General features: G+C 47.6%; 21 protein-coding genes and 1 tRNA gene. 8 read left to right on the top strand and 14 right to left on the bottom strand.

Annotated elements, in window-relative coordinates:
* Positions 1-115: 115 nt before the first annotated feature.
* Genes NG795_RS21505 through NG795_RS21495 form a run of 3 tightly spaced genes read left to right on the top strand, consistent with a single transcriptional unit; the run spans position 116 to position 3,188 of the window.
* Entirely contained in the window at positions 116-2,158 is a 2,043-nt protein-coding gene (locus NG795_RS21505; protein ID WP_367290687.1) for a protein kinase domain-containing protein, read from the top strand.
* 59 nt (positions 2,159-2,217) lie between these two features.
* Positions 2,218-2,466, top strand: a complete 249-nt coding sequence (locus NG795_RS21500; RefSeq protein ID WP_367290686.1) for a helix-turn-helix domain-containing protein — start codon at positions 2,218-2,220, stop codon at positions 2,464-2,466.
* Positions 2,463-3,188, top strand: a complete 726-nt coding sequence (locus NG795_RS21495) for a restriction endonuclease (RefSeq protein ID WP_367290685.1) — start codon at positions 2,463-2,465, stop codon at positions 3,186-3,188. Before NG795_RS21500 ends, NG795_RS21495 begins: the two co-directional genes overlap by 4 nt.
* Positions 3,189-3,202: 14 nt before the next feature.
* Here the strand turns inward: NG795_RS21495 and NG795_RS21490 are convergent, their stop codons facing one another.
* Positions 3,203-4,351: a DNA cytosine methyltransferase gene (locus NG795_RS21490; protein ID WP_367290684.1), complete on the bottom strand. Its 1,149-nt coding sequence runs from the start codon at positions 4,349-4,351 to the stop codon at positions 3,203-3,205.
* 434 nt (positions 4,352-4,785) lie between these two features.
* Between NG795_RS21490 and NG795_RS21485 the strand changes: the two genes are divergently transcribed.
* The 3 genes from NG795_RS21485 to NG795_RS21475 all read left to right on the top strand — a co-directional run bounded on the left by NG795_RS21485 (position 4,786) and on the right by NG795_RS21475 (position 9,970).
* Positions 4,786-7,176 (top strand): WD40 domain-containing protein, encoded by a 2,391-nt coding sequence (locus NG795_RS21485; RefSeq protein WP_367290683.1) that lies wholly within the window; start codon positions 4,786-4,788, stop codon positions 7,174-7,176.
* A 63-nt stretch (positions 7,177-7,239) separates the two neighbouring features.
* The gene (locus NG795_RS21480) at positions 7,240-8,748 is read left to right on the top strand and encodes a protein kinase domain-containing protein (RefSeq protein WP_367290682.1); all 1,509 of its coding nucleotides are present in this window, start codon (positions 7,240-7,242) and stop codon (positions 8,746-8,748) included.
* Between the two features lie 34 nt (positions 8,749-8,782).
* The gene (locus NG795_RS21475; RefSeq protein WP_367290681.1) at positions 8,783-9,970 is read left to right on the top strand and encodes a WD40 repeat domain-containing protein; all 1,188 of its coding nucleotides are present in this window, start codon (positions 8,783-8,785) and stop codon (positions 9,968-9,970) included.
* Positions 9,971-9,991: 21 nt separating this feature from the next.
* Here NG795_RS21475 and NG795_RS21470 read toward each other — a convergent pair whose 3' ends face one another.
* The 12 genes from NG795_RS21470 to NG795_RS21415 form a co-directional block, all read right to left on the bottom strand.
* Positions 9,992-11,635, bottom strand: coding sequence for a B12-binding domain-containing radical SAM protein (locus tag NG795_RS21470; RefSeq protein WP_367290680.1), 1,644 nt, complete (start codon positions 11,633-11,635; stop codon positions 9,992-9,994).
* 245 nt (positions 11,636-11,880) lie between these two features.
* A complete protein-coding gene (locus NG795_RS21465) occupies positions 11,881-12,141 on the bottom strand; it encodes a SemiSWEET transporter (RefSeq protein WP_367290679.1) in 261 nt (86 codons plus the stop codon).
* 26 nt (positions 12,142-12,167) lie between these two features.
* On the bottom strand, positions 12,168-12,911 hold the full coding sequence (locus NG795_RS21460; RefSeq protein ID WP_367290678.1) for an amino acid ABC transporter ATP-binding protein: 744 nt from the start codon (positions 12,909-12,911) through the stop codon (positions 12,168-12,170).
* A 49-nt stretch (positions 12,912-12,960) separates the two neighbouring features.
* Positions 12,961-13,455 carry a GAF domain-containing protein gene (locus NG795_RS21455; protein WP_367290677.1) on the bottom strand — a complete coding sequence of 165 codons (495 nt, stop codon included), beginning with the start codon at positions 13,453-13,455 and terminating at the stop codon, positions 12,961-12,963.
* Positions 13,456-13,561: 106 nt separating this feature from the next.
* Positions 13,562-14,605, bottom strand: coding sequence for an amino acid ABC transporter permease (locus NG795_RS21450; RefSeq protein ID WP_367290676.1), 1,044 nt, complete (start codon positions 14,603-14,605; stop codon positions 13,562-13,564).
* 51 nt (positions 14,606-14,656) lie between these two features.
* Positions 14,657-15,619 carry an amino acid ABC transporter permease gene (locus tag NG795_RS21445; protein WP_367290675.1) on the bottom strand — a complete coding sequence of 321 codons (963 nt, stop codon included), beginning with the start codon at positions 15,617-15,619 and terminating at the stop codon, positions 14,657-14,659.
* Positions 15,620-15,649: 30 nt separating this feature from the next.
* A complete protein-coding gene (locus NG795_RS21440) occupies positions 15,650-16,615 on the bottom strand; it encodes a glutathione S-transferase family protein (RefSeq protein WP_367290674.1) in 966 nt (321 codons plus the stop codon).
* Between the two features lie 51 nt (positions 16,616-16,666).
* Positions 16,667-17,725, bottom strand: coding sequence for an amino acid ABC transporter substrate-binding protein (locus tag NG795_RS21435; RefSeq protein ID WP_367290673.1), 1,059 nt, complete (start codon positions 17,723-17,725; stop codon positions 16,667-16,669).
* Between the two features lie 288 nt (positions 17,726-18,013).
* A complete protein-coding gene (locus NG795_RS21430) occupies positions 18,014-18,241 on the bottom strand; it encodes a hypothetical protein (protein WP_207089851.1) in 228 nt (75 codons plus the stop codon).
* Between the two features lie 828 nt (positions 18,242-19,069).
* Positions 19,070-19,142 (bottom strand) — tRNA-Ala (locus NG795_RS21425).
* A 114-nt stretch (positions 19,143-19,256) separates the two neighbouring features.
* A complete protein-coding gene (locus NG795_RS21420; RefSeq protein ID WP_367290672.1) occupies positions 19,257-19,979 on the bottom strand; it encodes an HAD family hydrolase in 723 nt (240 codons plus the stop codon).
* Between the two features lie 13 nt (positions 19,980-19,992).
* A complete protein-coding gene (locus tag NG795_RS21415; protein ID WP_367290671.1) occupies positions 19,993-20,859 on the bottom strand; it encodes a class I SAM-dependent methyltransferase in 867 nt (288 codons plus the stop codon).
* 273 nt (positions 20,860-21,132) lie between these two features.
* Here NG795_RS21415 and NG795_RS21410 point away from each other — a divergent pair, with 273 nt between their 5' ends.
* A complete protein-coding gene (locus tag NG795_RS21410; RefSeq protein WP_367290670.1) occupies positions 21,133-22,056 on the top strand; it encodes a hypothetical protein in 924 nt (307 codons plus the stop codon).
* 675 nt (positions 22,057-22,731) lie between these two features.
* Positions 22,732-24,642, top strand: a complete 1,911-nt coding sequence (locus NG795_RS21405) for a CapA family protein (protein WP_367290669.1) — start codon at positions 22,732-22,734, stop codon at positions 24,640-24,642.
* On the opposite strand, the gene NG795_RS21400 is transcribed toward NG795_RS21405, so the two are convergent.
* Positions 24,602-24,787, bottom strand: a complete 186-nt coding sequence (locus NG795_RS21400) for a hypothetical protein (protein ID WP_367290668.1) — start codon at positions 24,785-24,787, stop codon at positions 24,602-24,604. The genes NG795_RS21405 and NG795_RS21400 overlap by 41 nt on opposite strands.
* Between the last annotated feature and the right edge of the window lie 14 nt (positions 24,788-24,801).

Here is a 24,801-nt window from a genome sequence, read left to right as displayed (position 1 = left end):
GGCGGTAAGCGCAGGACAAGCGCAGACTTTACGCAAGGACAAGGCTCTTAGGTTTGGATTTATGACACAACTGATTTAGGACTGCTATATTGATAATGCCTTGGTGGTGCTGGTTATGACACATTGCCTCAATCCCAATTGCCCCAAACCCCAGAATCCGGATGGGAATCTATTCTGTCAAAGTTGCGGTGCTAAATTAAGACTGGAAAGTTCTGACCATTCCTCGCCCACAGGTTGCTATCGCGCCCTCCAACAAATCGGGGCCGGTGGATTTAGTAAAACCTATTTGGCTGTGGATGAATCTCAACCCCTAAAACCGCCTTGTATTATTAAACAGTTTCGCCCCAGTCCGACCGCCGATCGCCCCGCTATTGAGTTATTTCGGGAAGAAGTTGACCGCTTAAAAATCATTAGCAATCATCCCCAAATTCCCAACTTATTGGCCTGGTTTGAACAAGGCGATCGCCACTATTTTGTTCAAAATTATATTCCCGGGACCAATCTTGCCACAGAACTCGCCGAACAGGGCACATTTAGTGAATCTCAGATTCGAGAATTGCTAGAGGCAATGTTACCTCTCTTACATTTCATCCACCACCACCGCCTGATTCATCGCGATATTAAACCGGAAAATATTATTCGCCATCCTCATCCCAATCAAGGAACTCTCAGCAGAGGGCAAGCAACAAAACTGGTTTTAGTGGATTTTGGCGGGTCTAAATATGCGACAGAAACGACATTAGCCCAACTGGGAACCACAATTGGCAGTGCAGAATATACAGCCCCAGAACAACTCCGGGGGCAAGCCAGATTTGCCAGTGATTTATATAGTTTGGCCGTCACTTGTATCCATTTGCTCACCCAAATGTCCCCCTTTGATTTATGGGATAGTTTAGAGGGGCGGTGGGTTTGGCGAGATTATTTACTCAATCCCGTGAGTGATGGGTTAGCAAATATCCTCGATAAAATGCTGCTGGAAAGTTTATCAAAGCGCTATGCCTCGGCAGAAGTAGCGCTAAAAGAACTCAATCCCAAAATTCAGCTTCAGATGCCTGAAAAATCGGCAATTTCTAAGGGAAAGGTGGTAATGGTATCTCAATACTTTCCGCCAATCCAAAACTCCCCTCCCCCAGAACAAGAATTAGAAACGCCTTCTCCATCCCCTCTGAATTCTCCACCTGCGCCAGTGGGTTGGAACTGCGTCCAAACCATCGCCCAAACGGGTGGAAAAACCCCGATCAATGCCGTCGCCTTTAGCGCCCAATCCCGGGCGATCGCCAGTGGCAATGATAAAGGTGTCGTCGCTTTGTGGGATTTAGAAACTGGGGAATTAGTGCAACAAATCTCCGCATCTGAACAAGGCATACTCTCCATTGCTATTGCCTCCGATGGACAAATCCTTGCCAGTGGCAGCATGGATGGAACCGTTAAACTTTGGAGTCTGTGGCAACTCAGTCCCAAAGATTTGCGAGATGGCATCCCCCCCATCCCAACCCAAACCTTCACGGGACATACTAGCTTGGTGTCATCGGTGGCAATTTGTCCCGATAAACAGCGAGTCGCCACCGGCAGTCGCGATCGCACTGTCAAAATTTGGTCCATTGCAACCGGACAATTACAATTTAACCTCACCGGACATCGCGATCGCGTGACTTGTGTCGCCTACAATCCAAAATGGGCAACCTCTGACCCTGGGCGATCGCACCTTCTCGCCTCGGGAAGTGCCGATGGCTCAATTCACCTCTGGCAGGCGGATACAGGGGAATTACTCCAGGATTTTCCCGCCCATTCCGGTGCCATTCATGCCTTGGCGATCGGTCCCGACGGCAAAACCCTAATCAGTTGTAGTTGGGACCGCACCTTAAAAATTTGGACCCTCCCTACAGCAACGGACAATTATCCTGAATTGCGAGAAACCCTTTGTCCCCATGTCTTACCCGGATCGGCAGTTGCCATTAGTTCCAACCGTAAAACCTTTGCCACCGCCAGTCACGACACCACCATCAAACTCTGGACTTTGGACACAATAGAACCCGTGGCAACCCTATCGGGACATTCCATGACAGTCAGTTCCCTAGCCTATAGTCCCGATGGCACCACCTTAGCCAGTGCATCTCACGATGGCACGATTAAGCTGTGGCGAAATTTTTCGGGTTAGGACCTTAATGTGACACATCGTCCATAGACACATCGTCTACAGACCTTGACAATCGGTAAATGAATCAATCGAGAAGAGCAATCCTGCTTGCCTTGGGTAATCTTGTCAAGAAGCGTCGGACAGAGTTGGGAATTTCCCAAGAGGAACTGGGGTTTCGTGCCAACCTGGATCGAACTTACATTTCGGGAATTGAACGCGGGATGAGAAATCCTTCTCTAACTGCTATTGTCAGTCTAGCCAAGGGTCTAAGTTTAACGGTTTCCACTCTTCTCAATGGATTAGAAGTTGAAATTGACGAGATAGAATGAACCCGGAAGACTTACCCTTTGACATTATCAATCAATTCAGAAAAAACTCGACCCAACGAAAAGTATTTGACCTTCTGGCCGACCAACAATGGCATTGCCGCAGATGTGAAGGAAGCAAAATTGGTTCGGGACAATATGCGGGAGGGGGTGGAATTCAAGGATTACAACGCGGGACCAAAAGTCGTCCTGGTTTAATCATTGAAACTGCAAGTAGATATTGCGAAAATTGTAAACTTAATCAACTACAAGACCGCTGGACAGGAAATCTTCAACCGGCAAATTCTTCAACCAATATTTCCCTTAAACTCGCCAAAAAAGTATTGGAATTTTATGCTTACAGGGATGTAATAGAACAAAGAACCCGTTCGGTTCATGAACTAATAATTGATCATCGCTTTCCAATGGAGCGGTGGGGAGATACTGAACCCCCTCATGATGCGGACATGACCCCAGCAGAGATCAAGCAAAAATTTCAATTACTCAAAAAAGATAGTGCTGGAAACCATAACCTTTTAAAATCCAGAAGTTGTGAACGCTGTATCAAAACTAACAAACGAGGGACACCTTTGGGCATAAAATTCTATTACGAAGGAGATGAAAACTGGCCCGCCGATGTCCCGGTTAGAGGGAAAGATGCTGAAATAGGTTGCGTAGGATGTGGCTGGTATGATTTTGAAACTTGGCGCGATCGCCTCAATCAAAAAATAGCTCAGGCTGATTAACTTGTAGCAAAACGTTAGTTTAAGGCTGAATTTTTTATGGTGTTTAGAGCGGGAATCAGTGCGGAACCAATACACTCAGCTAAACGAGGTGGAACAGCATTCCCGATTTGCCACATTGCTTTCTTCATAGATCCTTCAAAAATAAATGAATCGGGAAAACTTTGCAATCTTGCCATTTCTCGGGCTGAAATGACACGATTGAGATAGGGATGGATGTGAGTGCCTCCATGATTTTCTTTAACAGTCATGCTGGGTTTACCGGGATATTGCCGCTTAAAAGCATCAACATAACTTTCATATAATGACCCACCCGGAGGAACTTTTGCAATTCGTTCCATATATTCAGAGGAATGGCGAGTCCACTCATGGTTAATTTCAGGAATTCGGGTATATTCGGGCAGATCAGAAATTGCTGACTCGATGGGTTTGTACTGTTCCGAGGTTAATTGAGGCTTCGGATAAGGGTTCTGCATTCCAAATCGGTTCGCAATAAAAATAGCACGGGGGCGAATTTGTGGAACGCCATAATCAGCCGATTCAAGAATGGCGATCGATACATTGGAATAACCGATCGCCTCCAGTGCTTCACAAATTGCTTGTTTGATAGCTCCTTTCTGGAGCGTCAGAATTCCCGGTACATTTTCTATGACAACATACCAGGGGCGTACCTTGGCAACCACTCTAATAAATTCCTGAAACAAACGATTCCGAGGATCATTGGGGTTACGTTTCCCCGCTACGGAAAACCCTTGACAGGGCGGCCCTCCAACGATTAAATGTACTGGGGAAGACTTAATTTTATTGGGAACTAAATCGGGAGAGAAGTTTTCTATCTCTCCACAAAAATGATTGCAGTTAGGAAAATTTCTTTGGTAAGTTGCAGAAGCAATCGGGTTCACTTCTACACTTGCGATCGGATTAAAGCCAGCTTGGAATAAACCTTGAGTCATTCCTCCGGCACCACAAAACAAATCCATAAATAGATATGGAGTATCAGCTTTTCTCCCCGATTCTACTTCTACAAAAATTTTGTAGGGATCAGTTTCACTCAATACCAGTTCCCGCTGAATCCGCTCATATCGTCGTAACTTGGGTTGCTTCTCTATTTTTTTAGAATTTATTGTTTTTAATTCAGGCCACAAAGAAAGTTGTTCTCCTTCCATAATGTAGGGGTTGTTTTGATAACACTTGAATTTTCACATTTACCTTTAATCATGTCAAGCCCTTCGAGGATGTAAATGGAGTTGGTAGTTGTTGATTGCCACCTAATTGATAATCTTCCCTGTGTTGATTAGGTGGAGAAAGCCTCTAAAAAAAGCCTCTACTACTCCCTGTCACTCAATCGACAATGAATTTCCTCCCGCTGATACCATAACAGCACCGCAACAACCCCACCCATCGGATTGCCTTCAGAAGCCTTACCATAGAGAAAAGAAATCGAACGGTAAGGACTTCATTGGGGTAAATTGCCTTGGTGAGTCTCTGCTTCGATGTAATTTAGACCTCTGGCAACATTCCAGAAAACCCCCAACCCTTGTTAAGAGGGGCGTGAGACTTTTGTCAAACTGTTGATTGCTTGTTCACCTGTCGAAAAACCATGATCAAACCCCACTGGCTCGAAATTACTGAATCTGTGGCCCTTGCCGGTTCTGTGCTGGGCACGATCGCCGTTGCTGGGACTCAACAAATCCTTTATGCAGCGGTCCCGTTAACGGTGTCGGTGAGTTTGAATCTGGTGAATCGGCAGCGACTCTATCAACTCAACCAACGGCGCAGCGAAGAGGCGATCGCCCAAGTTTATGACTCCCTCCAACCTCTAAACCAGCGGTTCGATCGCCTGGAATCCAGCAAGCAACAGGCAAACTCGCAAACGGAGGAACGGATTAGGCAGTTCCAAGAATCTTTACGGGATGAACTGTTCGAGGCGATCGCCCAAGTTGAGGAGAGTTTCCCCGCTATCCCGGAATTGCCGAATCTGGACCCGATGATCGCCCGGATTAACGCCCTGGAATCCCAACTGGAACAACAGCGCGATCGCATCGAGGCGCAGAAATTGGAGTTAAAAGACTCGTTACGCCAGGAAAATCAAACGGCGATCGCCCGTATTCATCAGGCATTGGAATCCCTTCCCCCCTTCCCCAATCTCAAACCTTTAGCCGATCGCCTGGAACAACTGGAAACCGCCACGGCACAAGTCAATCAAGAAACGGAACGCCAAATCGAAGCGTTTACAAAATCCCTGTGGGAACAAACAGAAAAGGCAGTGGGGCAAATTTATCAAACCCTCGCCACTCTTCCTACTGCCGAAACCCTGGCAACCCTCAGCGATCGCCTCAGTCAACTGGAGATTACCGCCAATGCGATTAATGCGATCGCCTCCTCCCCGGAATCAGACACCTCCAACACTTCTGCTGCTGCACTCCAAGATGCCATCCAATCCCTGTGGAATTCTCCGAAATTTGAGGCAATTTATGATCGCCTGCAACAATTAGAAGCACTCAACGAACCGCCAACAGCGACTGAACTTCAGGAGATTCAAGCTACTTTAACCCAACAAAATCAAGAAGCGATCGCCTCTGTGAATAGCGTCATCGAGGCGATCATGCAGCGTCTGGACTCCCTAGAAACCGCATCCCGCGCCATCCCCTCTCCCCTCCCGGAACTCCAAACCCTATCCTCACCGCCTCCGGAAGACAGCAACCCTAATCAACCTACTGCCAATCCTCCCATTCCAGAAAACCCCAGCGAACCGCCTCGGGTCCCCTCGGAATATCGCAAAGAAGCCTTTTCCGTGAAACCGCCACCGCCACCGCCTGCCAATTCTGACGATGACTTGGACGAGTGGGACGAAGAAATCATCGCACCATCGGAGGAAAACCCCGAGTCTACGCCAACAACACCGAACAAACCCTTAATCCCAAAATTGTCCATCAAACCCTTTACCAAACCCGAATCCCTCACCAAAGCAATGGGGGGAATTGAATCTTCAATCGGTGAAGTGTTGGGAGATTTGCAAGGATTTGTGGGCAAATGGCGGGGGGAAAAATCTTCCTCTGATTCTCCGGAGACTGTTCCCGATGCTGACGGATTTCCTAACCAAAATTGGCGATGCATTCGCACAATCGCCGGACATCGAGATGTCATCAATTGTGTGGCGATGCATCCGGATGGCAACAAAGTTGCTGCTGGGGATGGGGATAATACTTTGAAACTCTGGGGGATTCCTGAAGGTACAGAAATCCGCAATTTTAATGGGGAAGACTGGTTTGCCTCGGTGAATGCGATCGCCTTCAGTTCCGATGGCAGGGCGATCGCTGCGGGAGTCGGGGAAGCAGTAGAAGTGTGGGATGTCGCTGAGGGTCGCCCACTCCATCGCTTTACCCGCAATTCTGAGGCTGTTTATGCGGTCATTTTTCTGAATAACGGTCAACAAATCATCGCCAGTGATACCCGAGGGTCAGTCGCCTTTTGGCATCGAGAAACCGGGGAAGAACTGCGCCGATTTAATGCTCATAGTGGCATGATTCGCGCTTTAGCAATTAGTCCCGACGATCGCCTTCTCGCCACTGCCTCCGAGGATGGGATGATTAAACTCTGGCAGTTACAAACGGGACAGGAAGTTTGTATTTTCAAGACTCATAACGACAAGGTGAATGCGATCGCCTTCAGTCCCGATGGACAACTCCTCGTCAGTGGCAGTGCAGACATGACCCTAAAACTGTGGCAGGTGAACTCAGGGGAAGAACTTCGCACCTTTACGGGACATGGGGGGGCGATCGCGGCGGTTGCCTTCTCCCCCGACAGCGAAACCCTAATCAGTAGCAGTACCGATAAAACCGTCAAACTGTGGCATCGCGACACCGGAGAACTGATCCGAACCCTCAAGGGTCATAGCAACCCAGTCACCGGCATTGCCATCACTCCCGACGGCAAAACCCTAGTGAGTGGCAGCAGCGATAAAACCGTGATGATTTGGCAGCGCGAGTAGGGACTCGATAACATTCTGGGCCAACCGATTACTATTAAGTTATCCCGTTGCTGGCTTGTCCCTATGAGCTATTGTTTAAATCCCGACTGTCAAAAGCCTCAAAACCCAACAGGCTATAACTTTTGCCATAATTGCGGTGCAAAGCTGCTACTGGGCGATCGCTATCGTGCGCTTAAATCTATTGGACAGGGTGGGTTTGGGCGCACTTTCCTGGCAGTCGATGAGTACAAACCCTCAAAACCCCGCTGCGTCATCAAGCAGTTTTTTCCCCAATACCAAACCCCCCAAAATGCTCAAAAAGCAGCGCAACTGTTTCAAAAAGAAGCGGTCCGTTTAGATGATTTAGGAACTCATCCCCAAATTCCGGCCTTATTGGCTCATTTTGAGTCGGATAATTATCAATATTTAGTCCAAGAATTTATCGACGGCCAAACCTTAGCCCAAGAGTTGGAAGCAGAAGGCGCACTCTCGGAATTTAAGGTTCGAGAGGTGTTATTTGATTTATTGCCTGTTTTACAATTTGTCCATGAAAAAAAAGTAATTCATCGAGATATTAAACCTGAAAATATTATTAGACGCGCCACTATAACCGAACTTTTAGAGGCGAACAATGAAATGCAAGAAGAACCCAATCGCTTTAAGTCGGGCCAACTGGTGTTAGTTGATTTTGGTGCGGCTAAATTTGCCACGGCAACAGCATTGGGACGGACGGGAACAGTAATTGGCACTGCTGGATATGTCGCCCCGGAGCAATTTTTAGGCCAAGCGGTTCCCGCCAGTGATTTGTATTGTTTGGGGGTGACTTGTGTGCAATTACTAACGGCAACTGAACCATTTAGTTTATTTGATGTTAAGGAAGGAGTTTGGCATTGGCGGGATTATCTATTATCTCCCGTTACTCTGGAATTTGCCAAGATTTTAGACCGATTATTAGAAGCTAATCTCAATCGGCGCTATCATTCCGCGACGGAAGTTCTCACGGATTTAGATTGGTTACCGCCAATCACTAATCGAACGACTCCCAAACCCAACCAGTCCCCTGGAGTTAGGGGAAATTCATCACCGCCGCCTCCCAATAATCCCTCGATTGTCTCCCGATTAATGGGGGCGACGCCGCAAATGATTAAAGGGACAATTTTGGAGAATTTTGGGAAATTTGATGCAGCGATCGCCTCTTATGACCAGGCGATCGCTCTCAAACCCAATAATGCCGATGCTTGGTACAAAAAAGCCCGCATCCATGCGGAAATGGGCAACTATGACGAGGCATTATCCAGCTATGAGAAAACCCTAGAACTCAAGCCAGACCGATGGGACGCATGGCGAGACAAAGGCATCATGCTCTATAAACTTCGCCGCTATCCAGATGCAGTTTCCAGCTATTTAAAAGCGTTGCAATTTCAACCCAATCAAGCCTTAGTGTGGTTGTTAATGAGTATGGCAATTAAGCAAACTGGCAACAACAAAGAAGCACAAACTACTTTAGACCAAGCTAGACAATTGATGCCAGAACGAGATGCTGAACGAGCGTCTTTGTTATGGCAAGCGTGGGAAATTTTAATTAAAAACTGAGGAAAATTGATTCAAGTTTGAATCAGCAAATACTATGTCAATGAATTTTGAGGGTCCGAAATATTATGATGCTGTTATGGGGGGTCACCATGCGCCGCCACCGGGTGCGGCAGTATTGGGAGGACTGACGGGGATTCAAACCCGCTTGGCGGTGGTGGATATTCCGGTGAAAGTTTCGGCGTTGAAAGAGGCGTTAAATTATGGTCAGGCGGGTTTAGAGTTAGTCATTGATGCCTTAAAAGATGACTGCCATACCGTGCGGCGATCGGCGTTTTTGTTGCTGAAACATCGGAGAGAACCGACGGCGATCGCTGCTTTAAAAAAGTTTAATGCTTATCGATTTTTTGAATGTGTTCATACCATTCAAGCGCATCGCAGTTGGGTTTTGTCCCTCGCTTTTAGTCCGACGGGACGGCAAATTGCCAGCGCCAGTAAGGATAAAACGATTAAATTGTGGGTGAGGGATACGGGACGAAAATTGTACACCCTCAAGGGTCACAGTCATTGGGTTTCCGCAGTGGCATATAGTCCGCGATCGCCGATTCTCGTGAGTGGCAGTTGGGACTACACCATCAAACTCTGGCAACGTTTGGGGGAAAGCGAACTCCATAGTTTCCCGGGAGACAGCGAAATTTATGCGATCGCCATCAGTCCCGACGGAGAATTTATCGCGGGTGGCAGTGGGGATAAAACCATCAAACTAATTGATATTGCCAAAAAACAGCAAGTTCAAACCCTCGTCGGACATCAGGGATATGCAATGGCAGTGGCATTTAGTCCTAATAGTCAACTCGTTGCCAGTGGCAGCAGTGACAAAACCATTAAAGTCTGGCATCGAGAAACCGGAAAGGAACTCTATACCCTCACCGGACATGGGGAACAAGTCTGTGCGATCGCCTTTAGTCCCGACGGCCAAATCCTCGCCAGTAGCAGCTTTGACCAAACTATCAACCTCTGGCAAGTCCAAACCGGACGCCATATTTGCACCCTCTTCGGTCATACCCATTGGGTTTATGCGATCGCCTTTAGTCCCGATGGACAAACCCTCGCCAGTTGCAGTCGCGACAACACGGTAAAATTATGGCACGTCAAAACAGGCCGAGAAATCCGCACCCTCCCGGGTCACACCCGCGCCACTTGCGCCGTCGCCTTCAGTCCCGATGGACAAACCCTCGCCACCGGCGGCGATGATGGGACGATTAAGATTTGGGAATGGCATTAAAGGGATTTAAAAACTCCCAGACTAACTCACAGGGGAAATGATTTTTTCTGCCGTAGGAAAATAACTCATTGCCTCCGCTAAATGCTTTTGCAATGTGGTCACAGGTAAGGGTCCTAAAATATGATTCCAGGGTAAAATCTGGGTGGATTCCCAATTCTCGTGAACGTAAAATTCCAAGTCTGGCAATGTTCCTCGCAATTCTTTAAAGGCGCGACGGTAGCTGCCGAGGGTTTCGCCATAATGGCGGACTAATTCTAAGAGGGAAGATAAGCGGCGATCGCCTCGGGAAATTAAGGCTTGAATCACGGACCAATTATAACTTTCTGGCCGAAATTCTATCCCCGATTTCCCTAATTCTTTCTGTAACTTTTTCAACCGTTTTTCCGCTTGCGGATTCACCCCAAACCACTGAAATGGGGTATGCGCTTTCGGGACAAAGGTGCTACAGCCAAAGGTCAAACGTAAACCCGGTGCAGATTTTTTCAAAGACTGCAACAATTGCACCGTTGCCTCCAAATCCTCCAGTTCCTCCCCCGGAACCCCAGACATTCCGTAGAGTTTTAATCCAGTTAACCCCCCCGCTTTAGCATTAATGGCCGCTTGGGTAATCTCCTGATTTTCCAGCTTTTTATTGACAATTTTCCGTACCCGTTCCGAACCGCTTTCGATAGCAATGGTCAGAGATTTTGTCCCGCGACTGGCCAAGGTTTGGGCTAATTCTGGGGTGACGGTATTGGTTCTAACTGAGGCAATACTCAGACGCACGTCCTCAAATTGGGGTTGATTTAGGTAATCTAATAATTGATTAAATTCCGGATGCTGAGTCACCGAAGCGCCTAACAATCCAATCCGCCGCGTGACTTGTAATCCGCGTTCAATGGCCGGAATTAAAGAGTGTTCTAAACTGGCGGTTCTAAAGGGTAAAGTTAGATAACTTGCTAAACAAAACCGACACATTTCTGGACAACTTCTAACCACTTCTACCATGAAAATATCCGGCCAAGCGGCTTTTTCTGTCACCACAGATGAGGTGGATAAAACATTACCGCGATAGGTTTGTTTGGCGACAGTTTCAGGAATGTCTGAATCAATGGGGTGAATTGAGGCGATCGCCCCATCGGGACTATGATAGGTGACTTCATACAAACTGGGGACATACACCCCAGGAATTTGCGCCAGATGCTGCAATTGCTGCGATCGCCCTGCCTTGCGTACCTGCTGATACCCGTCCACAAATTCACCGAGGAGATTTTCTCCATCCCCGAGTAAAATTACATCAAAAAAGTCAGCAAAGGGTTCAGGATTCGCCGTCAAAACCGGACCCCCGCCAAAAATTAACGGGTGTGATTCTTGGCGATCGGATGCCCGAATCGGAATATCCAGAGACTCTAATAATCCCAGAATATTCACATAATCCAATTCCCAAGAAACGGAAAATCCCAACAATTCCGGTTCCCCAGGTAAGGGTTCGTGCAAATCCGTAAACAACCGAGAAACTTGCAAATCTCCGCGTGTTGCCAGGGTCGCCCAAACGATTTGATAGCCTAAGCTAGTAATCCCAACGGTGTACTCATTGGGAAAGGCATAAATAACGGGAATTGCATCAGCATCCGCAGTCGCCGGAGTAAATAACAGATGTTCAGCATCAAAGATAGAAGGAGTCACAAGCAGGGGTTTTAATGAGGATAATTTGAAAGTTGCAAAGAAAGTTGCAAAGTTGCAAAGTCCGCCGGGGGTTCAAACCCCCGGCTAATAGCTAAAGTCGGTTAAAAACCGACTACAAGGCAATTCAGACAACGTTTTTAGTCGGATTTATCCGACTTTAGCTGTTAGGCGGGGGTTTAAACCCCCGCCGGACTCTCTCTCGTGGGTTAACTCGTGGGTTAACCCGCAGGTTGATTGCAGTTAACCTATTTATATTTTAATTTAAGACCTAAAATAATCGAAGCCAAAATAAAGGTGATAAAATTGGCTAATATTATGGCAATATCTTGCTTAAATAAACCATAAATCAGCCAGAGAAAAATCCCACTGCAAAACATTAAAAAAGTATTTAATGAGACATCTTTGGTGGATTTAGATTTCCAAGTTTGGAGAACTTGAGGGACAAAGGCCAACGTTGTTAATGTCCCAGCGAGCAATCCTATAATCGTAATCGTCTGTTCACTCATAAATTCTGTATTGGGTCAGCAACTGTCTATAAAATTTGGGATAAAAATTGACGGGTTCGTTCTTCTTGGGGATTTTGGAAAAAGTTGGTGGGTGTTGCCACTTCGATGACCGTTCCACCATCCATAAACACGACGCGATCGGCCACTTCTCGGGCAAATCCGACTTCATGGGTGACGACTACCATCGTCATTCCAGAGTTTGCCAAATCCCGCATCACTTCTAGGACTTCCCGGACCATTTCTGGGTCTAAAGCGGAGGTGGGTTCATCGAATAGCATGATTTTCGGTTGCATTGCTAAGGCGCGGGCGATCGCCACTCGTTGCTGCTGTCCTCCGGATAACTGCCCGGGATATTTCCGCGCTTGTTCGAGGATTCCCACCCGTTCCAATAACTGCATCCCTACTTCCTCTGCTTTCATCCTAGACCATCGGCGCACCCATTTGGGGGCTAAAGTCACATTTTGCAAGACGGTGAGGTGTGGGAATAGATTAAACTGCTGAAAAACCATCCCCACTTCCCGGCGAATATTATCAATATTCTTCAAGTCATTGGACAGTTCAATGCCATCAATTTCAATCCGTCCTTTTTGATAGTCTTCTAGGGCATTAAAGGTCCGAATAAAAGTTGATTTACCGGAACCCGATGGCCCCATAATGACCACAACTTCTCCGGGGTCAATGGTTAGACTAACTCCACGCAAGGCGTGATAATGTCCATACCATTTTTGGACATCTTTGGCAATAATAATGGGGGATTGGTCATTTGTCATTTGTTTTTGTCATGGGTTGGTTGTGGGTCTTTCTAGTGTATTCCTACCCTTAACTATCTCGAATTGTGGCCGCAGTTCCTAAAGTTGCTGCGGCAGTTTTCATCCGCTTGATATCATCTAAAGACCAGAGTCGAGTATCCTCACAGTGATGCGCTACGAGTAATCCCCATAATCCAATCGGGGAAAGAATTGGCACCACTAAATTGGCTTGAACTTGCAGGTTCCGCAGAAACTCTCGATGGCACTCGTTAATGGGTTCAATTTCAATATTAGAAATTGCCCGGACTCGGCCTTGCAAATATAAAGCGGCATATTCCTCTCCAAAACATTGGTCCGGTCCACTTTTGCCAAAAATGGAAAATTGAGGATCGCTCACGGATTCAAAGGTGACTTGTCCTTTCCAAGGGGAATAAAAGTAATATAATAAAATCCGATTAACCTTGAGGATTTCTCTTAATTCATGGGTAGTTTGTTGAATTAATAAATCCTGATTTAGGGTTTTTGCTAAACGGTCAGCAACCTTTCGCAAGCTTGAATCAGTCATAAATAAAAACTCCGGGGTTGAAATGACGGAGAGAAGGGATTTATCCAAAACCTTACCGAATTTCTAATCAGAGCGAAAATTAGGGGGTTATAGGAGGCGATCGCCTTTAGGATTTCCCCACAGCTAATTTTTGCTCTAACCGGCGACTGGCAAGGGACATTCCATAGCAGAAAATCCAGTAAATTAAGCCAACAAAAATGTAGACTTCCGCGTAGTCCCCGATAAATTCAGGTTGAGCCAGAATCGATCGCGCCATCCCTGTTAATTCTACTAAACCCACCAGCGCTAGTAAAGACGTATCTTTAAATAATCCAATAAACTGCCCCACAATGGCGGGAATCACGGCGCGTAATGCTTGGGGTAAGACAATCAGCGAAATCACCCAAGGGGTTGCTAATCCCAACGCTTTCGCTGCTTCAATTTGTCCCCGAGGGACAGATTGCAAACCTCCTCGGACATTTTCTGCCATGTAAGCGGCACTAAACAGACTCAACCCAGCGATCGCCCGCATGACGCGATCAAGACGCATCTCCACGGGTAAAAACAACGGCAACATCACCTGCGCCATAAACAAAATCCCAATTAACGGCAATCCCCGAACAATTTCAATATAGAGAATGCACAACCAGCGCAACACCGGAAGAGAACTTTGCCGTCCTAATGCTAACAAAACTCCCGCTGGAAATGACAACACAATACTCACAATTGCTGTCACCAGGGTGAGTAATAATCCATTCCATAACTGCGTCTGAACCTGTCGCAGTCCCAATCCCCCACCAATGAACCAAAGAATCACCGGAAATGCTAAAATCCAGGCCAAAGGAATCCATTGAACCCACCGGGAACGCCAGCGAATTGCCCAGAAAGAAAAGGCAGCAGCGCCAGCAATTACCCCCGTTGCCATGCCGACGCGCCAATAGAGTTGGGGGGGATATCTTCCGACTAAAAACAACCGCCAGTTGACCCCTATTACTTGCCAATCCGCCAAGGCGATCGCCCAATGTAACAATCCGCCCCCAAGTTGATAAATCAACCCCAGACAAATCACCGTCAGAATACTGTTGTACCAAGTATTAAATAGGTTTTTTCTGGCCCAAATCCAGGGAGAAAGTTTGGGCGTAATCGGTGGAAGTTCGGCTTTGCTATCCATAGATTTGTCACCTTTGATAACAGATTGATGCAGTTATTATTGACGCCAATTCTAGCGTTCTTTCAGTTGAACTTTTTTATTATAAAAATTCAGAAACAGGGAAATCAATAAACTAATCGTTAAATAGGTTGCCATCAACAGAATCATCACTTCCACCGCCCGTCCTGTTTGATTAAACGTGGTGGAGGCGACAAAATAAATATCTGGATAACCGATCGCGATCGCTAAACTGGTATTTTTCGCTAAATTCAGATATTGACTCGTCAGGGAGGGGATCATCGTTCGCAACGCTTGGGGAAAAATCACCAAGCGCAACATTAAACTGGGATTCAAACCCAGCGATCGCGCCGCTTCCCACTGTCCTTTTGGCACCGACTGAATCCCAGCGCGCACAATTTCTGCAATAAATGCTGCCGTATAAAGACTCAATCCTAGCACCAAGGCGGATAATTCCGGAGACAGTTGTAATCCCCCCACAATTTGTCCACTCTCCAGCACTTCGGGTATCGTCCAAGGCAGGGGAAAGGCAACAACTTGTTGACTTAAATAAATTCTTCCCGGCAATTCTATAACATCTTGGAGTCCAGGCAAACTTAAGAAAACTGCCGAATACCAGAAAAATAATTGCAGCAATAAAGGCGTATTGCGGATAATTTCCACATACAGTAACGAAAGTTTTCTTAACAGCCAATTATCCCACAATCGCCCGACTCCAACGGTAATCCCGACTACCGTTGCTAGGATAATTCCCACCGCCATCACTCGTAAGGAGTTGAGTAATCCTACCAATAAAGCTCTCGCGTAGGTAGAACTTCGGTCATAGGGAATCAGGGTTTCGCCAATATCAAACGCCGCCTGAGAGTCTAAAAAGTCAAATCCCAGAGTCATCCCTTGTTGCTGTAAATTGCGCTGCAAGTTTTGCCAAAGGGTTAATCCCAATATCACAATTAAGATAACGGCAACAGATTGAATAGCAACAAACCAAAATCGGCGATCGCGCCACAATCTTCTCATGTACGGTTCCCCTCAACTCCTCCCGAGACTTTACCCAAACCGACTGCGATCGTGCGGTTCATCCCAATTAATCATCGGTCCTTTAGGAACAATTCCCGTAGGATTAACTTTCGGATGACTCCGATAATAATGCTGCTTAATATGGTCAAAATTGCAGGTAGGTTTGATTCCCGGATGTTGATACAACTCCTTGAGATAATTCCACAAATTAGGATAATCTACAATTCGCCGGATATTACATTTGAAATGCACATAATAAACCGGATCAAACCGCACCAGGGTGGTAAACATACAAATATCCGCTTCCGTGAGGCAGTCGCCACATAAATAGCGCTGTTTTCCCAAAATCCCCTCCCAGTGATCCAAGGCATCAAATAAATCCGTTACCCCTTCCTCATACGCCCCCTGAGTTGTAGCAAATCCAGCCCGATACACCCCATTATTAATCGGTTGATAAATCTCATCAAGGGTTTTATCAATCACCCCTTGCAAATCCTTTGGATATAAATCAATAGAATTTTCGGCAATTCCCTCAAATTCCGTATCCAACATTCGGATAATTTCCCGAGATTCATTATTGACAATTTGCTGGTTTTCTTTATCCCACAAAACCGGCACTGTCACTCGTCCACTGTAATTCTCATCCGCTTTAAGATACAGTTGCCATAAATAATCGCAGTGATTTTCCGTATCCGGAATCATCCCCGGATACTCGGCAAATTCCCAACTATTTTGGTCAATCACTGGGGAAACCACCGAGAGACTAATTGCTGCTTCTAAGCCTTTCAAGGACCGCATAATCAGCGTCCGATGCGCCCAAGGACAAGCTAACGATACATAGAGATGATACCGTCCAGCCACTGCCGGATATTGACTCGACCCATCCGCAGTAATCCGATCGCGAAAGGTGGTAGAAGGGCGAACAAATCGACCGCCACTATCTTCCTGTTCCCGTTCAGTTACCCATTTTCCATCAATTAATAGACCCAATCCCATTCGTTTTTTCTCCTAATTGTTAACAAAATTTAGCTCAAAAATAAACTGCCTTTAGCGAAAGGGTGGTGAATACATCAACCCGCCCTCAGTCGATAATCGATTTAATCCCCGCTCAAGATTGAGAGGGGTTTCCGGCCCTAAATTGCGATTGTAAATTTCGCCGTAGTTTCCCACATGACGAATCACGCGCAGGGCAAAATCATTGGTTAATCCTAAGTCTTGACCTAGATTTCCTTCCGTTCCCAAAAACCGCGTAATTTCAGGATTGCTACTATTCACCATTTCCTCGACATTTTCAGAGGTAATCCCGAGTTCTTCGGCATAGATTGTGGTATAAATAATCCAATTCACCACATCGGACCAGTTTGGGTCTCCGGGTCCCACCGCTGGGGCGAGGGGTTCTTTAGAAATGGTTTCTTCTAAAATTAAATGTTGTTCAGGGTTAGGAAATCGCGATCGCCGCGAGACTAATTGAGAGCGATCGGACGTCACCGCTTGACAGCGACCCTGAAGATAGGTAGCATAGGCGACGTTAATATCTTCAAACACCACAAGTTGATAATTAATGCCGAGACTTGCCATGCGATCGGCGACATTTTGCTCGTTCGTCGTCCCAGTTTGGGTGCAAATTGCTTTATCCTTCAGTCCCGCGAGATTGGTAATCCCGCTATTTTTCTGAACCATAATCCCTTGTCCGTCATAGAAGACGACGGGGGCAAATTGTAAACCCACGGCCCCCGTATCCCGGCTGAGGGTCCAGGTGGTGTTCCGACTGAGGATATCAACTTCCCCACTTTTAACGGCAGTAAAGCGTTCTTTGGCGTTGAGATTGCGGAATTCAACGGCATTGGGGTCATCAAAAATCGCGGCGGCGATCGCCCGACAGATATCCACATCGAGTCCCGCATATTTGCCGGTGGCATCGACAAAACTAAATCCCGGTAACTCCCCACTGACTCCACAGACAATCTGACCCTGATTTTGAATTTGAGTCAACTTCTGCGAACCCGTGGCAACAGTTCCATTGGGTTGACCCGATGTCCCCCCACAAGCAGTCGCGGCGATCGCCAGACATAGACTCGCCAGTTTCAATAATCCCTTTTTACCCATCTCGATGAATTTCTTATATTGAATTGGCCGGTTGCAGCGCAATTATTCTAATTAAAGGCTGTGCTTTATCTTACACGACTGGGGAAAGCCTGCGGGTTCGACCACTGAAAATCCCTACTGCTGTGGCGATCGCAGTAGATATTTCATCACGAGTTTCAACCGTTGAGTAGGTTGTGCCATTGCGTGCGTCTCCCCCAAGAAAGCGGCAGACAAACCGGACCGCGATCGGTCATCTCATTGCGGGAAATAGAGAGTAGGGCCAAGGGAACCCTGATACTGAGCAATGGGTTATCCCATATCCGTAGCAATTCGTTCGCTGGCGATATCGCGAATCAGAGAGAGTCGCGATCGCAGGTATGCATTCAACACATTCACTTGATCGGGATCAAGGGGTTGCTCTTGTCTAAACTGCTTGAGCAGCCACTGCACCAAGCTGGCATCATCTAGGCTTAACAAAACGTTAACCTGAGTTTTTTCTATCAAGGACCAAATTTGACGTAGCATTAAGGGATTCATCTTTCCTCCTGCCAACAAAAACCAATCTCTTGTCGGGGATTGGCTAAATGTGGATTTACTTCGCGGCTACCCGAAAAACGACCCTCGCCGTTCTTCCAGTAAGCTTAATAATTCCTTTATATTTACACCATACCGTATTTATCCGGGATTGGATCGACACAACATAAGATGCAACAATAGTTACCAAAACCTTACAATTCGTTTGTTACAAACTTTACCTTTTCAGCCCTTGTTCAGTCTTGAATCCGTGATTTTTCAGCGAATCAGGCTGTTTTTGGTAGTTGAGACTACATATTAAGTTTTTTGAAGGTAAACCAAGCAATATCTCTTTATGTTGCGATTGAAAAATGCACCCATTCATGGGATGCTCAATTGATTATATCGCGCTCATCCAGGATTCCTCTGCTTAAAAAGGGGCTTGGTTGTCTCATCGAACCCACTCTGAATTGTCCCAAGGATTGAGTTCATTGAACTTGAGGGATTTCCTTAAATTTCGAGTAACGTTTTGTAACCCGAATCCCGATCGCCTCGCCCGTACTGAGGGAACTCCAAAAAATAAAACCCGCAAAAAGTTCAACGTCCCCCCTTGACGGGGTTTGTTTAAAGATGACTCAGTTCATGAGTAACGAAGAACGTTTATATGATTTATTTGTTGGAAATCCCTGACGCAATCTATAAAATCGACCCATATATGGTGGGGCCTTCAAAATGATTCAGTTTTGTTCTAAACGAGGTGGAAGGGATGACCGAGTGTCGGATTGTAACGTTATCCCACCCAGGCAATCCAGAACCCCACTTGCTCACCCCGTCTGAGTTTTTCCCTAAAAATGGAGAATAGCGGATTCGAACCGCTGACCTCTGCGGTGCGATCGCAGCGCTCTACCAACTGAGCTAATTCCCCGGTCATTCGTGGAACCATCATAACATGAACCCAGGCAGAAAGGGAATAGGCAATCCCAGATAAATTTTGGGGCGGTTCAGAATGGCTAAAACTCCTTTAGCAGTAAGAGTTAACTTAACCGGCTACAGGTTGAGTCCAAAAGCGTTGAAAAAACTCCCGGAGGCGATCGAGTTCCAGATCTCGTAAATAATCCACCGTCCAATCCGCCTGCCGTTGGAGCATATGAAACGGGTAAGTATTGGCAATGCCAACCACCTGAATCCCCGCCCGTTGAGCCGCCTGAATCCCTGCCGGAGTATCTTCGATCGCCAAACAATCTCTTGGGGTCAGGTTGAGTTCCGGATATTGCTGATTCAACCGTTCCACCGCCAATAGATAGCCCTCGGGTTCCGGTTTGCTCGTGGTGATGTCATCTCCCGCCACGATCGCCGAGAAATATTGGGCCATATTTGCACGATTTAACACCAGTTCCACCTCCGAGCGCAAAGCCCCCGAGACCACCGCTAATTTTAACGGAGTGCCGCGCAGTTTATAAATCAAGTCATCCACCCCCATAAAAATGGGCAGCTTATTCAGAGCAGCGAGTCGTTCCTGATAGGCGATCGCCTTGCGTTCCACCAAGGCATTGAGCGCTGCATCCGTCAGGAAGCGCCCCCGAGTGGCAAACAACTCCGCAATACAGGCGCGATCGCTGCGTCCTAAACAGATTTGCCAGAACTCCCCCTTTTTCGGGCGCAAGTTCTCCGACAGCAACAACTCATTGATTAACTCCTCGTGAATCGACTCATCATTAATAATGACCCCATTGAAATCAAATAAAATCGCTTTTAAACTCATGGTCCCTCTCTTCTTAGTAGCTGGGAGCCACAACCCATGACTCCTCTTTTTCAGTCCAGCTTGGCGACGCCACCGGGGATTGAGGTAACGGTTTGATCCCGCTGGTTACCTGATTAAGTAACCAAACTTCAGTCGTGTGGACCGCACCAAATCCTGCCGCACCCATCCAGGCATCCACACTGCCTCCGGCATACTCCTGAATATAAGGTTCTTCAAAAATTTGGGTAAGCCACGGGGTCTGGCGTAGGGTTTTTTGATTGCCATCGAGAATCAAAAACTGTCCCCCAGGTTGTAGCAGTCGGAAACCTTCTTGGGCGATCGCCTCGGCAATTTCTGTGGGGGTCTCGTGGAATAATAACGAAGCCGTCACCAAGTCAAAAGAATTGGGGGCAAATCCCGTCTGTTCCGCAGGTCCATGCACCCACTGAATCTCTAAACCTGCTTGTTTAGCCTTGTATTGGGCCATCACCAGCATATAGGGGGATAAATCTAACCCAATGACTTCAGCATCGGGAAAGGCTTGCTTAAGCCGGATCGTCGTCGAACCCGTGCCACAACCCAGGTCCAGAATTCGGCGCGGATGGGTGCGAATTTCATCGATTAACCCTTGACGGATCCAACCTTCATGGGGCGGAAGCGCATATTGGGTAATCGGGTCGTAACTGACGGCAGCACCCCGATTGAGGTAACCGCCTTCAATGCCGTGAAAATTTTGAGTGATGTAATAGTCGGGGTACTCAAAATCTGGCCGACTGAGGCGAGAACTCTCGGTTTCCCAGTCGATGCTGCGACTCACTTGCTGCATCGCCTTTTCATCGACGAATAGCCAGACGACGGGTGCTAAAAACTGCTCAAAAATTGTGTCTTTACGAACGGTCATAGTTTGGCCTCAAGATTGCGAGGGAGTGGGGTTTTCAGGAGTGATCGCCGACTCCAGGATGAGTTAAGAATCGTTAAAAAAATTATCAAAAGTTTAAACAGTATTTTACCCAGTATAGAGATAAGGGATTGGAAAGGCAAAGCACCCAGGGCAATCTTGGGCACAGGGGCGATCGCCTAGTCCCAGACAAAATCATTACCCCGGCATCAGTGGGATGGGATATGATGCGATGGCAAACGCAAACAGCCCAACACCAGCCGAATACAAAAGCTCATGGCTCAAAACTTTAGTCTTTCTATAAAAATTTTTTATGGGGTGGTTGGTATTTTAACCACTCTGGCGATCGATGCCAGTCTCTCCCAACCCCTACAAGCGCAAGATACCGATTTAGAAACCCTGTGTCGGTTGTTTCCTCTTAATTCTCGCTGTCAACAAGTCCCAGGGCCAACGCCGGTCCCACCTGCTCCCGCACCCCTTCCCCCCACTCAACCTCTTCCCCCCACGCAACCCGTTCCCCCAGCACCTCGTCCCGTTCCCCCGTCTCAACCCGCACCCCTGCCCCCACGCACCCTACGATTGCTGGAAGAACGGAGTGGGTTTGCCGTCTCCGGTACTGTGGGAACTCCAGGGATTGGCGCTCAAGTGACAGGTCGGATTTTCCCCAATTTAAACGCGAGAATAGGATTTAGTGGCTTATCCTTCAACCGTGAGTTTACAGAAACCGACATCACTTACGATACCGATGTCGATTTGCGGACAATCCCCGCGTTTGTCGATTATTTTCCCAACGAAGACTCGGGATTTCGGCTCACTGGGGGTCTAGTTTATAACGGGAATAAGGCATCCGGAGTGGCTCAGACGGCAAGTGGAGCTAATGCTTCCTATCAGATTGGTAACTCGACCTTTCCGGCAGCACAAGTGGGGCCCTTAGAAGCTGAGGTGGATTTTCCCGATTTTGCACCTTATATTGGGGTGGGCTGGGGTAATCCAGTGGCCTTCGGAAAACGATGGGGATTTTTTATGGACCTTGGGGTGATGTTTCAGCGATCGCCCGATGTCTCGTTAACCGCCCCCGGTGCTGCATCCAATCCCCTACTAGCCAGTGAACTTGAGCGCGAGCGCGAAGACCTAGAGGATGCGTTAGGTCGTTTCCGATTTTACCCGGTTTTGCAAGTGGGCGTGACTTATCAGTTTTAACCCAAAGTAACCGCTTAAGAGAGAATTCCACCGTTTTAGACGCGATCGCCTCCTGGGACTTCGGCTCACATTAAACCCCCAGGGCGATCGCCTTGACAACCCAAAAGTGAGCGAATGCATATCAGGGATAATTTTGTCAAGTCAAAGACTCAAAAAATGGAAGTTTTGGGGTACAATCGTCAAGCCAATCCCTCACGGGAAATTCCCCGGTTGCTTCTCTTGAGAATGACTCAGAAAAATCGGGGAAAATCGGGGACAATCTGAGGGAACCGAGTTGAGTGAACAATGCAGGCGGCAGAAGGATGGAATTTAGTTTTTGGGCGATCGCCCATTCAATCCACCCAGCCGGTCTGATTCGGGCGGTTTCTCACCGTAAACTAACTTAAAAGAGGCTGACGATCAGCCTCGGTTATTCAGACCTCAACAGCAATGGGGAAGGGGAGACAGATTGTTCGTTAAACAACCATCCCTCCCCAAATTAAAGGACAAATTTAAACAAGCTCACCGGGAGTAACGGTTGAATCAGAACGCCGTTGACACTCCCACCCATTCGGGAGACCCAGGGAGAATCCTTAAAAGGGATTAATACCCCAAAATAAACCCTAAACATCAATCCCCCAGGGATATCCCTGATTTAAAATTTAGACTTGCCAGCAAAAAATAGGAGTGAACAGGATGACCAGTTTCAGCACCTTTGCCGAACCCTCAATGCTCGACTTAGCACGGGCGGGAAATTTTCGGGCGATCGCCTACCTGATCAACTCATACCTGGCCCCCCAAGGCATTTATGCCCGGGTCGAACCTGTCCAAAAAGGATGCCTGCCGATCCGCCTGGAAATCAATGGGTTAAACCATCAACCCGATATCTCCCAGCAACTGCGTTCGGGCTTAAACAAATTTATCTGTCAGCAAATCTGGCGGCTCAACTCGGAAGTGATTGATGGAGTTCGCATCATCGCCACAGGTGCTAACCCCCTCGGAAATTCTGACTTATTGTGGCAGCAGTCCATCCGCATTGTCACCCCAGCCAACCAGCAACGCAGAAATCAGTATTTACAGAAGCTGCTCGATGGGGTCTCCCGCGCAGCTTCTTGGATCAACTATAAAGTTTTTAGATTATTTTTAGTGGCAGGGGTCTCCGTCAGTGCCTTTATCATGGGCAGCGCGATCGGCTACTTGCAATTGCGCGACCAATCCCAACCCACCGCCATTGTTTCCCCCCAAACGACCTCCAATCCGGTCAATGGAGCGCCGGAACGGCCCAAAGTAGTCCAAGCGGCCTTAGAACCCGTTCCAGTCATTGAACATACCGATGTCATGAACCCCAATGACCCGACGGTTACCCTGATGATGAGCGGCGATGTCACCCTCGGTCATGGGTTTGAAGACCTGATCGGGAGTGATTATACCTGGGCCTTTGACCAAATGCCCGAATACCGCGAGGCAGATATGGCAATGGTCAACCTCGAAGGCACCTTGACCACCGCCGATACCAAACTAGAAAAAACCTTTAATTTTAAAGCCGACCCCTCCTCCGTGGAGGTGCTGACCTCTGGAGGCGTTGATATTGTTAACCTCGCCAATAATCACGCGATGGACTACCAGGGTCCCGGACTCCAGGAAACCCTGAAAACTTTAGAAAAAGCGGGAATTCATGGCGTCGGAGCCGGGATGGAGATGACCGAAGCCCGACGTCCTAAAATTATTGATGTTAAAGGTCAGCGAATTGCTTACTTTGGTTACTATGCAGCGGATTATCATGCCGCAGCCGAAGGCGTACCGGGGACCAATCACGGCATGGAACAGCGGATTGCTGAGGATATTCAGGCCGTTCGGGATGAAGTAGACTGGGTTGTGGTGAATTTTCACTGGGGCGTAGAGCTGGCAAATTATCCAGAAATTTGGCAGAGCGAATTGGCCTATTTTACGATTGACCAAGGAGCGGATGTGATCGTGGGTCATCATCCTCATGTGTTGCAGGGGTCAGAAATTTATAAGGGACGCCCTATTGCTTACTCTCTGGGGAATTTTATTTTTGGAGGGAATGCTCGCAGCGATTATGATACCGCTGTCCTAAAGGTGTCCTTGCGAGAGCAACAAATGAAGGTGGAATTTTTACCCGTTGAGGTCCGCAAGTATCAGCCCAAAGTGGTCACAGGGGAAAGGGGCGATCGCATTCTCGAACACATCGATATGATCTCTGGGGTGTTTGAAGAACCGATGACTTCTCCGATGATTCTGGATGCTCGTCAATCTAAAGTGGTGACCTCGGGAAATACCGTGTTTGAGTCCCAAAAGCCCGCTGAGATTAAGCCTAATCCGACACTGGAAGAAGAGTTACCCGGTGATCAAGGTGAGGCGTTTAATGCCTCCCCCTTTACAAATGACTTGGGTGAGCCTCTTACTTTTGGAGAAGCTGATAAATTGGGCGAGGCGGAACCTGCATCCCCACCTCAATCCAATGGGACTTCTCGGGCGGTGGGCATGGCCCTGGCTGCGGCTGCGGCAGGGGGTGCCATCGGTGTAGCCGGTCGGAACAAGAAAATCAAACTGCCGCAGTTCCCCAAGAGCCTGGTTTCCAGCTAAGGCAACGGCGATCGCCCCAAGGGGACAAGGGTTTGAGGGTAGGGTTCTGAATCAACCCTGTGGCAAGTTCCCCTTGACTATCCGATCGCCGTCCGTTACAACCGTAAAGACTGACATAATTGCCGCCCCCGATCATTCGACTCAAGGACAAAGGATAAA

Origin of the sequence: Laspinema palackyanum D2c (assembly GCF_025370875.1) — a bacterium.
In the GTDB taxonomy this organism is placed as follows: domain Bacteria; phylum Cyanobacteriota; class Cyanobacteriia; order Cyanobacteriales; family Laspinemataceae; genus Laspinema; species Laspinema palackyanum.
The sequence above is the reverse complement of the archived record's forward strand: the minus strand, read 5'-3'. Positions and strand labels throughout refer to the sequence as shown.

Bases quoted from the DNA above. Each gene is read 5' to 3' on its own strand.
- NG795_RS21505 (WP_367290687.1), top strand. From the start codon at position 116: ATGACACATTGCCTCAATCCCAATTGCCCCAAACCCCAGAATCCGGAT.
- NG795_RS21500 (WP_367290686.1), top strand. From the start codon at position 2,218: ATGAATCAATCGAGAAGAGCAATCCTGCTTGCCTTGGGTAATCTTGTC.
- NG795_RS21495 (WP_367290685.1), top strand. From the start codon at position 2,463: ATGAACCCGGAAGACTTACCCTTTGACATTATCAATCAATTCAGAAAA.
- NG795_RS21490 (WP_367290684.1), bottom strand. From the start codon at position 4,351: ATGGAAGGAGAACAACTTTCTTTGTGGCCTGAATTAAAAACAATAAAT.
- NG795_RS21485 (WP_367290683.1), top strand. From the start codon at position 4,786: ATGATCAAACCCCACTGGCTCGAAATTACTGAATCTGTGGCCCTTGCC.
- NG795_RS21480 (WP_367290682.1), top strand. From the start codon at position 7,240: ATGAGCTATTGTTTAAATCCCGACTGTCAAAAGCCTCAAAACCCAACA.
- NG795_RS21475 (WP_367290681.1), top strand. From the start codon at position 8,783: ATGTCAATGAATTTTGAGGGTCCGAAATATTATGATGCTGTTATGGGG.
- NG795_RS21465 (WP_367290679.1), bottom strand. From the start codon at position 12,141: ATGAGTGAACAGACGATTACGATTATAGGATTGCTCGCTGGGACATTA.
- NG795_RS21460 (WP_367290678.1), bottom strand. From the start codon at position 12,911: ATGACAAATGACCAATCCCCCATTATTATTGCCAAAGATGTCCAAAAA.
- NG795_RS21455 (WP_367290677.1), bottom strand. From the start codon at position 13,455: ATGACTGATTCAAGCTTGCGAAAGGTTGCTGACCGTTTAGCAAAAACC.
- NG795_RS21450 (WP_367290676.1), bottom strand. From the start codon at position 14,605: ATGGATAGCAAAGCCGAACTTCCACCGATTACGCCCAAACTTTCTCCC.
- NG795_RS21445 (WP_367290675.1), bottom strand. From the start codon at position 15,619: ATGAGAAGATTGTGGCGCGATCGCCGATTTTGGTTTGTTGCTATTCAA.
- NG795_RS21440 (WP_367290674.1), bottom strand. From the start codon at position 16,615: ATGGGATTGGGTCTATTAATTGATGGAAAATGGGTAACTGAACGGGAA.
- NG795_RS21435 (WP_367290673.1), bottom strand. From the start codon at position 17,725: ATGGGTAAAAAGGGATTATTGAAACTGGCGAGTCTATGTCTGGCGATC.
- NG795_RS21430 (WP_207089851.1), bottom strand. From the start codon at position 18,241: ATGAATCCCTTAATGCTACGTCAAATTTGGTCCTTGATAGAAAAAACT.
- NG795_RS21420 (WP_367290672.1), bottom strand. From the start codon at position 19,979: ATGAGTTTAAAAGCGATTTTATTTGATTTCAATGGGGTCATTATTAAT.
- NG795_RS21415 (WP_367290671.1), bottom strand. From the start codon at position 20,859: ATGACCGTTCGTAAAGACACAATTTTTGAGCAGTTTTTAGCACCCGTC.
- NG795_RS21410 (WP_367290670.1), top strand. From the start codon at position 21,133: ATGGCTCAAAACTTTAGTCTTTCTATAAAAATTTTTTATGGGGTGGTT.
- NG795_RS21405 (WP_367290669.1), top strand. From the start codon at position 22,732: ATGACCAGTTTCAGCACCTTTGCCGAACCCTCAATGCTCGACTTAGCA.